The organism is Methylomonas rosea (assembly GCF_024505055.1).
Taxonomy (GTDB): Bacteria; Pseudomonadota; Gammaproteobacteria; order Methylococcales; family Methylomonadaceae; genus Methylomonas; species Methylomonas rosea.
The window spans coordinates 43,407-55,818 of record NZ_JANIBL010000005.1 but is presented as its reverse complement, the minus strand read 5'-3'; the positions used below and the strand labels follow the sequence as shown (position 1 = coordinate 55,818).

The following is a 12,412-nucleotide window of genomic DNA, read 5'->3' as shown; positions in this document are numbered from 1 at the left end:
TGAAAAAAGAGAAAACGGCGGCTATACCTGCTTGCCTAGCCACAAGCCGAACCACAGCGCGGCCGCACAAAAGACGATGTTACTTAGAAAAACGGTCAGCATCGCGCCCATATGCGATTCGAAGGAATGACCGCTTTCCAACAGGTAGAGAATTAAATATAAACCGGACAGGGTAATGAATAAGCCAATCAGAACGGTCACTAAAATAGCCCGGTACTCTATTGAAATGGACAGTTTGTGCATCAATACCGTGGCGACGATACCGATCAAAAACGCGCCGATACCATTGACCAGCGTCAAGGCATAAGGAAACGGCCAATCGAACAGCCGAAATGTACCTTGCGAATAGAAAAACAGGCCTTTGCCTAGCGCCAGACCGGCCCATACCGCTAACAGACACCCGAACACGCTGGCTACAATATTTAGCCCGGCCTTGCCGATTTGACCTTGTTCGAGCAAATAAAAGGTTTCCAGAGAAAAGCTGGAAAAGGTGGTAAAACCGCCCATAACGCCGACCAAAATCGCGGTGCGGTATTCCAACGCTATAGCAAGCCTTTGCAGAATCAGTGCTTCAGTCATCAGCCCGATCAAAAACGAGCCAAGCAAATTGACGGTCAAGGTACCGTATGGAAAACCTCTACCCAACCATAGATACACGCCGCTAGAGGCCAGATAGCGTAACATGGAGCCGATGGCGCCGCCCAAAGCGACTGCGAACAATTGCAGCATCAGTATTTAAAGAACGTTTCCCGGTAGTATCGCAGTTCTTCGATGGACTCGATAATGTCGTCCAGGGCCTTGTGCGAGGCCTGCTTGTTAAAGCCGTCCTTCAGTTGCGGCGCCCAACGTGCGGCCAGTTCCTTGACGGTAGACACATCCAGATTGCGGTAATGGAAAAACGCTTCCAATTTGGGCATGTAACGGTAGAGAAATCGCCGATCCTGACAGATGCTGTTGCCGCATATTGGTGAGGTTTTGGCAGGCACCCATTCTTGCAAAAACGCGATGATCCTAGCCTCTGCTTCGGCGGCATCGATTTTTGAATCCTTGACCCGTTGAATCAATCCGGATTGACCGTGATGTTGCTGATTCCAGTCGTCCATAGCCGCCAGAGCCGCATCGGATTGATGCACAGCCATCACCGGCCCTTCGGCGAGGATTTGCAGATTTTTGTCGGTCACCACCGTGGCGATTTCGATGATCAGATCGTTATCAGGATCCAAGCCTGTCATTTCCAGATCGATCCAGATAAGATTGTCGGCATCTTGAGCCATTTTCATTCCATGGTATTAATAATGTTGCGGCAAATTGTAGCATTAGCTAATCTGTACCGCTAATTGTTAACCCCACCCACATAGGCTTGATGAACACGTTTACTGGCATTTTTTTAGCGGCTTTAGTCCTTTCCTACGGCATCCAATTCTGGCTGGCAATGCGCCAGAAATCCTATGTTTTACAGCATCGTGAACAGGTGCCGACCGCCTTTCAGGACCGGGTATCGCTCAGCGCGCACCAAAAGGCCGCCGATTACACCATAGAGAAGAGCAAACTGGGCGACATCGACAGCGTGGTCGGCATGATATTTCTGCTGGCGCTGACCTTGGGTGGCGGCATCAGCCTGGTTTTCGATTTCTGGTCGACCTTCGATTTATCGCCACTGATGGCCAGCTTGTTCTCAATGGCCAGCATTTTTCTGCTGATGACCGTGATTGAAATCCCGTTCAGCTTGTACCAAACCTTTGTCATCGAAGAAAAATACGGCTTCAATAAAAGCAAACTGCCGCAGTTCGTGAAAGACCAACTGATGTCCATGGGCTTGACGCTGGTGATCGGTTTGCCGATTCTGGCTCTGATTCTGTGGGTAATGGACAGCATCGGCAGCCTGTGGTGGCTCTATGCTTGGGCCATCATCATGAGTTTTTCACTGTTGATGAGCTGGCTGTTTCCGACCGTAATCGCGCCGCTATTCAACAAATTCGAGCCGATGCAGGAAGGTTCCTTAAAGCAACGCATTCAAGGATTATTGGAACGTTGCGGCTTTAACAGCCAAGGCATTTTCATCATGGACGGCTCGCGCCGCTCCGGTCACGGCAATGCTTATTTCACCGGCCTGGGTAATAACAAGCGCATCGTGTTTTTCGACACTCTGGTGAATTCGCTGGATGAGGAAGAACTGGAAGCGGTGCTGGCGCACGAGTTGGGTCATTTCAAATGCAAACACACCATCAAAATGCTGGTGGCGTCGTCGGTAATGACCCTGATCAGCTTTGCGGTGTTAGGCTGGTTGATCACCCAGGACTGGTTTTTCGACGGTTTGGGTGTCAGCACTCACTCAAATGCCGCGGCGCTTTTGCTGTTTATGCTGGTGTCACCAGTCTTTACCACCTTCATGCAGCCAATCAGCGCCTATTTTCAACGCAAATTTGAGTTCGAAGCCGACGACTTTGCGACCCGTAACGCCCAAGGCAGCAAAATGATTAGCGGTTTGGTGAAACTTTACGAAGAAAACGCCAGCACCCTGACACCCGATCCTTTGTACTCCGCATTCCACTACAGCCATCCGCCTGCCGCGATCCGCATAGCGCATATCGAAGAAAAGATGCAGTCCGCCTGATGGCAGACCTGCACCAGGGTTTGGTGGTCGCCCATCTCGGCAAAGGCATCGCCGTCGAGGTTGGCGACGATGCAGGCAAAGCTGCCGAGCAACTCGTACTTTGCCAGACTTTACGCAAACTGGACACCGTGGTCGTCGGCGACCGGGTGATGCTTTCCATGTCCTCCCCCGAACAAGGCCGCATCGAGCAAATACTGCCCAGGCGCTCGGTGTTGCAGCGTCCCAGTCGCGGCAACGACACGCGGCCGGTAGCGGCCAATCTGGATACTATATTCATCGTCTTCGCCGCCGAACCGGAATGCGATTTTTTGCTGCTGGATCAATATCTGGCAATCTGCGAAAACTGCAATATCGATGCGGCACTGGTGCTGAATAAAGTCGATCTGCCGCTGTCAGCAGCTGTCGAAGCAGGATTGGCCTACTATCAAAACTTAGGCTACAGCCTACACAGAGTCAGCGCGAATCAAAAAATCGGCATCGACGGCTTGCAAGAGGTTTTGGCACAGCGCACCAGCATGTTCGCCGGCCAATCCGGGGTAGGCAAATCGTCCTTGACCAACGCGCTATTGCCGGAGCGCAATTTAAAAATCAACAGCGTCTCGGAAATCACTCGCCACGGCCGCCATACCACCACGGCTGCGACGCTTTACCATTTACCCGGAGGCGGCGATTTAATCGACAGCCCCGGCGTCGCGATATTTGGCTTGGCAGGTTTGTCGGAAGGACAACTGGCTTGGGGTTATAGAGAGTTTCAGCCTTACATTCCCAAATGCCGCTTCAACGACTGTCGGCATGTCAACGACAAGGATTGCGCGGTGCGCTTAGCAGTGGAAACCGGTGAGATCGCCACAGAACGCTATCAGCGCTTCTTAAAACTCAGAGAAAAGATGCCGCCGGGCAATCGTAATTGACCCGCTTAAATATCATCTAATTTTATAAAATAAGCGCACAGAGAAACAGAAAATAGATGTGTGAAGATTCACAGTTAAAGGGCGATAGAGCCGGTGCTGAAAAATTGAACAGCCCATTAAGTAAAGGGCATGCTAGTTTTGAGTAATCCGTAAGGACACACAGACAGAGTGGAACATATCCAAAAAAACCAAGAAGAAAGCAATATCAGGCCTATAACTTGCTGCCGCAGTTTAAAAAGGCAACCCAATCAATGGCTGGGACTTCACGTTAAATTCTGGAATTATTGCTCAATGGTTTGAGCCCACCTATCCATGTTGCCAGGAGTCAAGTGTCTGCTATTCGCGCCTATAAGGAAATCGCATGCATAAAACGAGTATTTAGCTGGGCGTATGAATATGAAAAAGTAAAATTTAACCCAACTTCCGGGGTTAAAAAGCTTACGGTTAAAGCCCGGCAACATTACGCTGGAGATCAAGATTACCAATTCATGCTGTAAGTTGCACGCGCTTCAAACTATTGATACGTAACAACATACATGGAGATTGCATACCTGTGTAGATACTCTGTTCCAAGTCAACAAAATTCCATCACTTTTTCAGTCAACGATGATGGGTGCCGGAATGGCATAAAATCGTGTGTTATCGAACGGTTGAAGTCGCGCAATTCTGCGCACTTTGGTTTGTTGCTCGTGATGTAGCGACCGCGCTTGGTTATGCTGATCCGGCAAAAGCCGTTTCAACTCATTGCCGCAAATCAGGCGTTTTGCCTGAATTTAACAAAATCAACGGCTTAGCGCCTTCTACAAAATGATGAAAAGGGTCTGCGTTTAATGCAGACCCCTGGAGGTCAGCAAGAAATAACCGTCATCAATGAATCAGGACTTTACTCGCTAATTCTAGGCAGCCGCAAGCCAGAGGCCAAGCCATTGATTTGTTTAGTGTCGGAAATTCCGATAGCAGTAAAATCAATGGGTTATCGAAAGACGTTGTAAACACTGCAAGGGGCGCTGTTTCACCACCCTTCAAACTGCCGTCGGCATTCCCGACGCCATCCGTAAAACCGCCAGAACGGCGGTTTTGCCCTGAGAATGCACCCGCGCGCGTGAATAGCTGGTTTGTTTTAATTTCCGCCGTTGGCGGTAATTCAAAACGCACCGAGGCTCGTGAAGAGCTGACGACTGGGTGGGGATCACAAGTCAGTATCAAGACATTGTAAAAAAGCTAAGTCATTGAAAAAGAACGGTGGCTCCAATTTTAAGCCAGTAAAATCCTCGTTCAAGGAGATAAACAAGGTCACTGCTGATTTTTCAGCAGTCCATCCAAAACACTTGTTTACACCTACGCCGCGTGGATCAGCGCCAAGCCATCATCAAGACAAAAACCGCCAGACATAAAAAAGCCGGCGCCAAACCATGAAGAAAGACGCCGGCTTATAAGTCCCGGTTGCCTCAATGACTCAACTCACCGTGCCCGGCAACCGGCGCGCTTAAATGCCTAAAAGCGCACTGACAGTATGCCGCGTTTTTGGCGGGCGGTTGGGGTGGTTTTCTGTGGCGGGAATAGCAGTTTAGCCGGTCAATTGCCGGTGATAATCGAGGGGGTTTGCTTGCACGTCAGGAATGGAAAGTTTCTCCATCTGCTTACATAGTGCTTGCATGGGATTTTAGACTAACTTAAGCTTTACCTTAAGTTATTGAATTTATTGGGGTGAACGATGGGGCTCGAACCCACGACAACCGGAATCACAATCCGGGACTCTACCAACTGAGCTACGCTCACCATAATGATGAATTTTTGCGATGGCACGCTTGGCAGGACTCGAACCTGCGACCCTCGGCTTAGAAGGCCGATGCTCTATCCAGCTGAGCTACAAGCGCAAATCTTGGTCGGGGTAGAGAGATTCGAACTCCCGACATTCTGCTCCCAAAGCAGACGCGCTACCAGACTGCGCTATACCCCGAATTGACCTTCTTATTATCCCGAAGAGCGGAAGCACTCCAGAAAGATAGCTATGATAAAGACGTAGATTACTTACGTCAACAGATTTTTTCACATTGATCTGATAATCCGATTTTAGCCGTCAAATAGCTGGCACAAAAAACTCCAAAAAAGCGTTGAAAGCCTCAATATTATGATCTAACGCAGGCGACGTGTTAAGCGACAACACACTCCAGCCCATCCACTTTTTGGAAGCCGCGCGGCAATGCTGTGCCGCGATTGGCGCGATTGCCGGTGTATTGAGCAATATCCATAGCCTTGAGTGTAACGTGTCGTTTGCCGGAGACGATTTTTAATTCGCTATTCGCTGACAACGCTGTCACCGCAACCACCGCATCCTTGCCGGAAACTAAGTCTCCACCGGGAATTTGGATCAGCTTATTGCCCTTGCCTTTCGCCAGCTCCGGCAAATCCAGCGCCGGAAATATCAGCAGCCTTCCCTGCAATGTCGCAACCGCCAGCAAGTCAAGACCGTTCGGAATAGGCGCGGGTGTCAAAACTTTTGCTCCTGTAGGCAAGCTCAACAACGCCTTACCCGCCTTATTTTTACTTTGCAGCTCTTTTACTTGAACCCGAAAGCCGTAACCGGCATTGCTGGCAATCAACAACCAATCATCAGGCTGCCCGGTAAACACATCGGTGAACAAACTGCCTGGCGGCGGATTAAGTCTACCGGTCAGCGGCTCACCCTGACTACGCGCGGACGGCAGATCGTGCGTAGTAATCGTATAGACGCGCCCCGTGGAATCCAACACATACGCCGGCTGAGTAGTCCGGCCTTTTGCCGACGATAAATGCCCATCGCCGGCCCGGTAGCTGAGACTTTCCACTTCGATGTCATAACCCTTGGCGGCGCGTATCCAACCTTTTTGCGACAAAATAATAGTGACCGGCTCGTTGGCGATTAGCTCGGTCGTATCCAATGCCTGCGCGGCTTCGCGGGCAACGATGGGCGAACGGCGGTCATCGCCGTATTTTTCCGCGTCTCGTTCAATTTCCTTGCGGATCAGACGATTCAGCAAACGCTCGGAACCCAGAGTTTTTTCCAACGCTTGGCGCTCCTGCTCCAACTCGTCCTGTTCGCCGCGAATCTTCATTTCCTCCAGCTTGGCCAAGTGGCGCAGCTTCAGTTCCAGAATTGCTTCCGCCTGCAAGTCGCTCAAGCCAAAACGTGCCATCAACACCGGCTTGGGGTGATCCTCGGCGCGGATGATGGCGATCACTTCATCGATATTTAAGTAGGCAATCAGCAAACCTTCCAGAATATGCAAACGCGCCAGCACCTTATCCAAGCGATATTGCAAACGGCGGCGTACGGTTTCGGTTCTGAAGCTGATCCATTCGGTCAAAATCATGCGCAAATTCTTGACCTGCGGCTTACCGTTCAAGCCGATCATGTTCATATTGACCCGGTAATTTTTCTCCAGGTCAGTGGTAGCGAACAGATGCGACATCACCGCATCGACATCAATGCGTTTGGTCTTGGGAATAACCAACAACCGTGTCGGATTCTCATGATCCGATTCATCGCGTAAATCCTCGATCATCGGCAGCTTTTTCGCCAGCATTTGCGCGGCAATTTGTTCCAGCAACTTGGCGCCGGAGACTTGATGCGGCAAGGCGGTGATGACGATGTTGCCATCTTCCAGCTCGTACTTCGCCCTCATCTTTACCGAACCGTTGCCGGTCGCATACATTTTTTGAATATCGGCACTAGCCGTGACAATCTCGGCATCGGTCGGATAATCCGGCCCCTTGATATGTGTCAGCAAGTTCTCCAGAGGCGTTTCAGGGGCGTCAAGTAATTGCAGACAGGCGTTGGCTACTTCCCGCAGATTATGCGGCGGAATGTCGGTCGCCATACCCACGGCAATGCCCATGGTGCCATTCAACAGCACATTCGGCAAACGGGCCGGCATCAAACTCGGTTCTTTCAAGGTGCCGTCGAAATTGTCGGTCCAATCCACCGTACCCTGCCCCAGCTCGCTGAGTAGGGTTTGTGCATAGGCAGTCAGTCGCGATTCGGTGTACCGCATCGCTGCAAAGGATTTCGGATCGTCCGGCGACCCCCAGTTGCCCTGGCCGTCAATTAACGGATAGCGGTAAGAAAAGTCCTGCGCCATCAGCACCATGGCTTCGTAACATGCCGAGTCGCCGTGCGGATGGTATTTACCCAACACGTCACCGACAGTACGCGCCGATTTTTTGTACTTGGCCAGCGCGGTCAAACCCAGCTCCGACATCGCATAGACAATACGGCGCTGCACCGGCTTTAAGCCGTCGCCAATATGCGGCAAAGCCCGATCCAAAATGACGTACATGGAATAATCCAGGTAGGCTTTTTCGGTGAATTCTTTTAGCGGGAGTTGTTCGAAGTTTTCCTGTACACCCATTGTTTTGCGAATAATCCTGTGTTGTAAGCCGGCGAATCGCGGCGCGATATAGGGCGGCTAAAATACCATAGTCACCGAAGGATAGCGTATCGGAAATAGGATAGTGCCAGCGGAGTATGCCTGGCCGGACCAGGAAAGATGGAAGAAATCCACGCGCCCGTGTGAGGCAAGGCATGTAATTCAGCAAGCTCTGTTACTATGCAGTTTACAGCGACATTAACCCAGGGCAAACGTGACTGAATCCAACTCCACCAAGGTCACTTGCCAAACCTGCAAGCTGTCCGAATTATGCCTGCCTTTTGGTTTACAACAGTCAGAAGTCGAAGAACTGGCGACAATAGTCCGCGAACGGCGGCCACTGCGGATCGACGATTTACTCTACCGGCAAGGCGATACTTGCCGCAGCTTATATGCCATCAAATCCGGCTCTTTCAGAAGCTTTATCGCTAACGAGGAAGGCGAAGAACAAACCATGGGGTTTTATTTGCCCGGGGAATTGATGGGGCTGGATTCGCTGCAACACGGACGCTTTACTTGTTCGACGGTTGCGCTGGAAACCGCTTCGGTCTGCGAATTGCCGTTAAGCAATCTCAATGAATTATGCGGCAAGATACCTAGCTTACATAGCCAGCTGATGCGAATTTTGGGCAAAGAAATCGCGTCGGACCACGACAAGATTATCTTGCTGGGACATCGCTCCGCCAAGGAACGGATGGCCACTTTTTTATTGATGCTCTCACAACGCTATGCAGCATTGGGCTTTTCCAGCACGGCATTCAATTTGACGATGAGCCGTTTGCATATGGCCAATTTTCTAGGCCTGACGATTGAAACAGTCAGCCGGCAGTTAGCTTATTTAAGCCAACAAGGCATTATTTCCGTCAAGCAACGCGGGATACAAATCCACAATTTAGGCGCCTTGAGAACCGCGGTTAATTCTTGTACGGTAAATTGCGCTGTCCACGCCAGCGCCCCGGATTGATATTGCCGGACCGAAAAGACGCGGCAATATCGCGTTCCAAGCTGAAGCCGCTTATTTGATTTCTTTAGAGGAATCAGCTTTTGGTTTGCTCGGGCCAACACCTTGCTCGCCGCATGCGGCCAGGGTGGTTACTGCGATAACTAACAATAATACTTGGCTGATTAATTTCATGAATTTTCCTGTTGTGACGATGTTTTTATAATTCGCCTTTGCAGCGCCACAGCGCATTGTCAAAGGAGATGCTGTCCAAGCCTTAAGGCTTGGACAGCATCATGACACCGTTCAGTCAAAGCCATTTGACATCGATCAAATGCGGCAAACATATAAACTCTTAACCACTGCTTTAAAATCATGCCGTACAAACCCAACATCAGACTTCCGAGCCAGTGTTTCACGCTATAGCCGATTAGCGATGACGCCGGTGGTCACGATGCTCGGATCCGCAATGTCCTAAATATCCAACATTACCGGCATTAATCGACGCATCGCGCGCCGCAACCCCGGTATCGGCGAAATCGGTAAACAAGCCGTCAACACCCAAATCAAAGTAATACATCATTTCCTGTTGCGGATCGGCAAAGCCGTAGCCGCTGGCATCGTTGCGGAAGGTCCAGGTATGGACCAGCAAGCCTTTGTCGTGGGCCATTTCTACTACGCCGGTGCTACCTTCGACAATACGGTCACTAATGTTGATTTTACCGTCGCCGTTGCGGTCAAAATCGACGGCTACGGTTTTCACCAGATAAGGCTTCCACGGACCTACCGCATCCGCGTAGGTTTTAACAAAATCCAAACCGTCGTTGCTCAGCAAGTCGGCAAACGTCCGTTGATCGCCTTTTACCACGAAGTCATAAGGCTGCTTGTAAGGTGCGACCAGCGACATCGAGCCGTCGGCATTGACATCGTCCGCATCGATCAACTGCACCAATTTGATATCGGTCTTGCGACTCAGGTATTGCAGATTGCTGACTTCAAATGACTGGATGAACACCGGCGCGCAAGCACTGTTGCCGTAAGCCTTATGCAGTTTTTTCAGCAGTTTATCTTCGAAAAAATTCTTACCAAATAGCGGCTTACCTTTAGCGTTCTTCAGTTCGGCGTGATAAGTGGAATGCTTGATTTCAGGGTAGATGCCAATGCGGCGGCCGGTTTTTTCGCTTTGCAGCTTGGCCAGCGCAATCACTTCGTTCAAGGTTGGGATTTCAAACTCGCCGTCATAAGAATTATCCCGGCCGCGGGTTTGAATGGCGCGCAGGGTTTTGATTTCTTTCAAGGTAAAGTCGCTGGCAAACCAATCGGTCACCGCAAAGCCATCGACCATACGGGTGGTTTTTCGATCGGCAAATTCCGGATGATTCGCCACATCGGTGGTGCCGCCTATCATCGGTTCGTGGCGGGCAATCATTTGGCCGTCCTTGGTCAGTACCAGATCCGGCTCGATAAAGTCCGCGCCCATTTCAACCGCCAAGGCATAGCCGGCCAAAGTATGTTCCGGGCGATAGCCGGACGCGCCGCGATGGCCAATAACCAGCGGGCCGGCATCGGCATGTTCTTGATGTTCGCTGTGCGGCAGCGCCTGAGCACTGTTTTGCGCACCGAGTGAAGCCAGCATGGCAATAGTCAATAACGTGGGTTTCAACATGAATAGAGTCCTTATTTTGCTTGAAGTTAAATGTCTTAACCAGAGAAATTGCCGGGCGGCAAACACCACCCCGGCAATTTGGTTTTAGTCGTGATCGCGGTCGTGATGATCGTGTTCGTGCTCACGGTCGGCTTCCGCCGCCAGGGTTTTGCTGAAGACAACCGCGCCGTCGATGTCCTTAAAATCCACCGTCATGGCCCGGCTTTTTTTGTCGATGTTCACTTCGCCAAAGAATTGCAGGCCGGCGTAAGGCGACAGATTGACTTGGCCGGCTGGCGGCGCTTTATAGAAAACCACTTGCGGGCCGAAAGTGCCGTCCGTGCTGTTTGGCCCGAAGGAGCCGGCGTTTAATGGACCGGCGACGAATTCCCAGAACGGCGCAAAATCTTTGGAGGCGGCCTTGGCAGGATCGTAATAATGCGCGGCGGCATAGTGGACATCGGCAGTCAGCCAAACCAGGTTGTTGATATGCTCATGCTTGATAAAGCTCAACAACCGTGCAACTTCCAGTTCACGGCCCGCAGCGGCACCGTCGTTGCCGTTAGCAACCGCTTCCCAACGCGCCTGGCCTTGGGCAGTGTTACCGTCGCCGATATTCAAACCAATCGGCATGTCTGCGGAGATGACTTTCCAGGTGGCTTTAGAGTTTTTCAACTCGTCCTGCAACCAAGCCATTTGCTCTGCCCCGAGGAAGGCGGTTTCGGCATTTTCTTGAGATTGCAGATTAGCGGTGTTAGGGCCACGATAGCTGCGCATATCCAACACAAACACATCCAACAGTTTGCCGTAGGAAATTTTGCGATAAATCCGCTCGGATTCTTCTGCGTCGTGTGGGCGCAGCGGTGCATACTCCAGGAAGGCTTTTGTCGCGCGGGCAATCAGCGTAGGCACGTTCTTTTCGGTGTAGCGCGGATCGGCACTCAAGTCTTTGGAATCCGACCAGTTATTGACCACTTCATGATCGTCCCACTGCCAGATTTGCGGTACTTCGGCATTGAAGCGACGGACGTTTTCGTCTAATAGATTGTATTTGTAACGGCCACGGAACTCGTCCAAGGTTTCCGCAACTTTACTCACTTCCGGAGTGACCACGTTAGTCCAAACCTGGCCATTCTCGGCCAGCTTGCTCTCAGGAATCGGACCGTCGGAATATACATTGTCGCCGCTTTGAATGAAAAACTGCGGTTGCACTTGGCGCATGGCTTCGTAAATTTTCATGCCGCCGAAGCTTTCGTTGATACCCCAGCCTTGGCCGGCGGTGTCGCCGCCCCAGACGAAACGGATATCGTCACGCTTGCCGATAGTATGAAAATGCCCAACCACCGGTTCGCTTTTGCCACGGGCATTGGTCAAATCTTCAAACCAGACTTTCACGTAAACGTCTTTGCCTTCGAGTAGCCCGGTCAAGTCTTGGCGAGCTGTAAAGTCGGTCTCCGCCAGTGCGTAAGGACCACGGACACTGACCGCATCCTTGAACTGCGGGTTATAGGCATATTTCAGCATCATGCGCGAGGGGCGGTCAGCCCGGCTCCAGACGATAGCGCGTCCGGGCGCTAAATCACCGATTTGGATACCTTGCTCCATTTGCGGCACTTCAACGGTTTCCGCAAATACCGGCGCGTTCAGCGTTAACAAGCCGGCGATTGCCAATGCCAGTTTGGCCGGTTTTAAAAATTGACAGCTGGGTTTTAGTAATTGCATTGCGACTGCTCCTAAGCATTGTGAAGAGGCCCGGATTATAGGCAGCGGCAAATGACAATCTGATTAAGGTCCGCAGAGAACGAACCGGAATGTTTTGTAGCCGATTCCGTCGCCAGAGACGCGTTCCGTTTGCTAGGCGGCAGTCGGGCGGAATCCACCACGTTTTGTGAC

10 protein-coding genes and 3 tRNA genes are annotated in these 12,412 nt (G+C 51.2%); 5 read left to right on the top strand and 8 right to left on the bottom strand.

Features of this window, described 5'->3' with window-relative positions; all coding sequences use genetic code 11:
- Positions 1-21: 21 nt before the first annotated feature.
- Together crcB and orn are read right to left on the bottom strand one after the other, a co-directional pair.
- Positions 22-729, bottom strand: coding sequence for a fluoride efflux transporter CrcB (gene crcB, locus NP589_RS02785; protein ID WP_256605586.1), 708 nt, complete (start codon positions 727-729; stop codon positions 22-24).
- Positions 729-1,274 (bottom strand): oligoribonuclease, encoded by a 546-nt coding sequence (gene orn / locus NP589_RS02780; RefSeq protein ID WP_256605629.1) that lies wholly within the window; start codon positions 1,272-1,274, stop codon positions 729-731. The genes crcB and orn overlap by 1 nt, the downstream gene beginning before the upstream one ends.
- An 89-nt stretch (positions 1,275-1,363) precedes the next feature.
- On the opposite strand from orn, the gene NP589_RS02775 reads away from it, so the two are divergent.
- From NP589_RS02775 to NP589_RS02760, 4 genes are all read left to right on the top strand, one after another.
- Complete coding sequence (locus NP589_RS02775; RefSeq protein ID WP_256605585.1) at positions 1,364-2,614, top strand: M48 family metallopeptidase; 1,251 nt, start codon at positions 1,364-1,366, stop codon at positions 2,612-2,614.
- Complete coding sequence (gene rsgA, locus NP589_RS02770; protein WP_256605584.1) at positions 2,614-3,525, top strand: ribosome small subunit-dependent GTPase A; 912 nt, start codon at positions 2,614-2,616, stop codon at positions 3,523-3,525. The genes NP589_RS02775 and rsgA overlap by 1 nt, the downstream gene beginning before the upstream one ends.
- A 613-nt stretch (positions 3,526-4,138) precedes the next feature.
- On the top strand, positions 4,139-4,336 hold the full coding sequence (locus NP589_RS02765; RefSeq protein ID WP_256605583.1) for a BRO family protein: 198 nt from the start codon (positions 4,139-4,141) through the stop codon (positions 4,334-4,336).
- Between the two features lie 19 nt (positions 4,337-4,355).
- A complete protein-coding gene (locus NP589_RS02760; protein ID WP_256605582.1) occupies positions 4,356-4,517 on the top strand; it encodes a BRO family protein in 162 nt (53 codons plus the stop codon).
- Between the two features lie 711 nt (positions 4,518-5,228).
- Here NP589_RS02760 and NP589_RS02755 read toward each other — a convergent pair.
- From NP589_RS02755 to parC, 4 genes are all read right to left on the bottom strand, one after another.
- Positions 5,229-5,304: transfer RNA gene (locus NP589_RS02755), tRNA-His, on the bottom strand.
- Between the two features lie 21 nt (positions 5,305-5,325).
- Positions 5,326-5,402: transfer RNA gene (locus tag NP589_RS02750), tRNA-Arg, on the bottom strand.
- Between the two features lie 6 nt (positions 5,403-5,408).
- Positions 5,409-5,485, bottom strand: a tRNA-Pro gene (locus tag NP589_RS02745).
- Between the two features lie 193 nt (positions 5,486-5,678).
- Positions 5,679-7,916 carry a DNA topoisomerase IV subunit A gene (parC, locus tag NP589_RS02740; protein WP_256605581.1) on the bottom strand — a complete coding sequence of 746 codons (2,238 nt, stop codon included), beginning with the start codon at positions 7,914-7,916 and terminating at the stop codon, positions 5,679-5,681.
- Between the two features lie 232 nt (positions 7,917-8,148).
- Between parC and fnr the strand changes: the two genes are divergently transcribed.
- Positions 8,149-8,898 (top strand): fumarate/nitrate reduction transcriptional regulator Fnr, encoded by a 750-nt coding sequence (gene fnr / locus NP589_RS02735; protein ID WP_256605580.1) that lies wholly within the window; start codon positions 8,149-8,151, stop codon positions 8,896-8,898.
- Positions 8,899-9,304: 406 nt separating this feature from the next.
- Here fnr and NP589_RS02730 read toward each other — a convergent pair whose 3' ends face one another.
- Together NP589_RS02730 and NP589_RS02725 are read right to left on the bottom strand one after the other, a co-directional pair.
- Complete coding sequence (locus NP589_RS02730; protein ID WP_256605579.1) at positions 9,305-10,540, bottom strand: glycerophosphodiester phosphodiesterase; 1,236 nt, start codon at positions 10,538-10,540, stop codon at positions 9,305-9,307.
- Between the two features lie 84 nt (positions 10,541-10,624).
- Positions 10,625-12,241, bottom strand: a complete 1,617-nt coding sequence (locus tag NP589_RS02725) for an alkaline phosphatase D family protein (protein ID WP_256605578.1) — start codon at positions 12,239-12,241, stop codon at positions 10,625-10,627.
- Positions 12,242-12,412: the final 171 nt, after the last annotated feature.

What these genes read in the sequence shown, in the direction of transcription:
- crcB (WP_256605586.1), bottom strand. Translation starts at nt 729, where the DNA reads ATGCTGCAATTGTTCGCAGTCGCTTTGGGCGGCGCCATCGGCTCCATG.
- orn (WP_256605629.1), bottom strand. Translation starts at nt 1,274, where the DNA reads ATGGCTCAAGATGCCGACAATCTTATCTGGATCGATCTGGAAATGACA.
- NP589_RS02775 (WP_256605585.1), top strand. Translation starts at nt 1,364, where the DNA reads ATGAACACGTTTACTGGCATTTTTTTAGCGGCTTTAGTCCTTTCCTAC.
- rsgA (WP_256605584.1), top strand. Translation starts at nt 2,614, where the DNA reads ATGGCAGACCTGCACCAGGGTTTGGTGGTCGCCCATCTCGGCAAAGGC.
- NP589_RS02760 (WP_256605582.1), top strand. Translation starts at nt 4,356, where the DNA reads ATGCAGACCCCTGGAGGTCAGCAAGAAATAACCGTCATCAATGAATCA.
- parC (WP_256605581.1), bottom strand. Translation starts at nt 7,916, where the DNA reads ATGGGTGTACAGGAAAACTTCGAACAACTCCCGCTAAAAGAATTCACC.
- NP589_RS02730 (WP_256605579.1), bottom strand. Translation starts at nt 10,540, where the DNA reads ATGTTGAAACCCACGTTATTGACTATTGCCATGCTGGCTTCACTCGGT.
- NP589_RS02725 (WP_256605578.1), bottom strand. Translation starts at nt 12,241, where the DNA reads ATGCAATTACTAAAACCCAGCTGTCAATTTTTAAAACCGGCCAAACTG.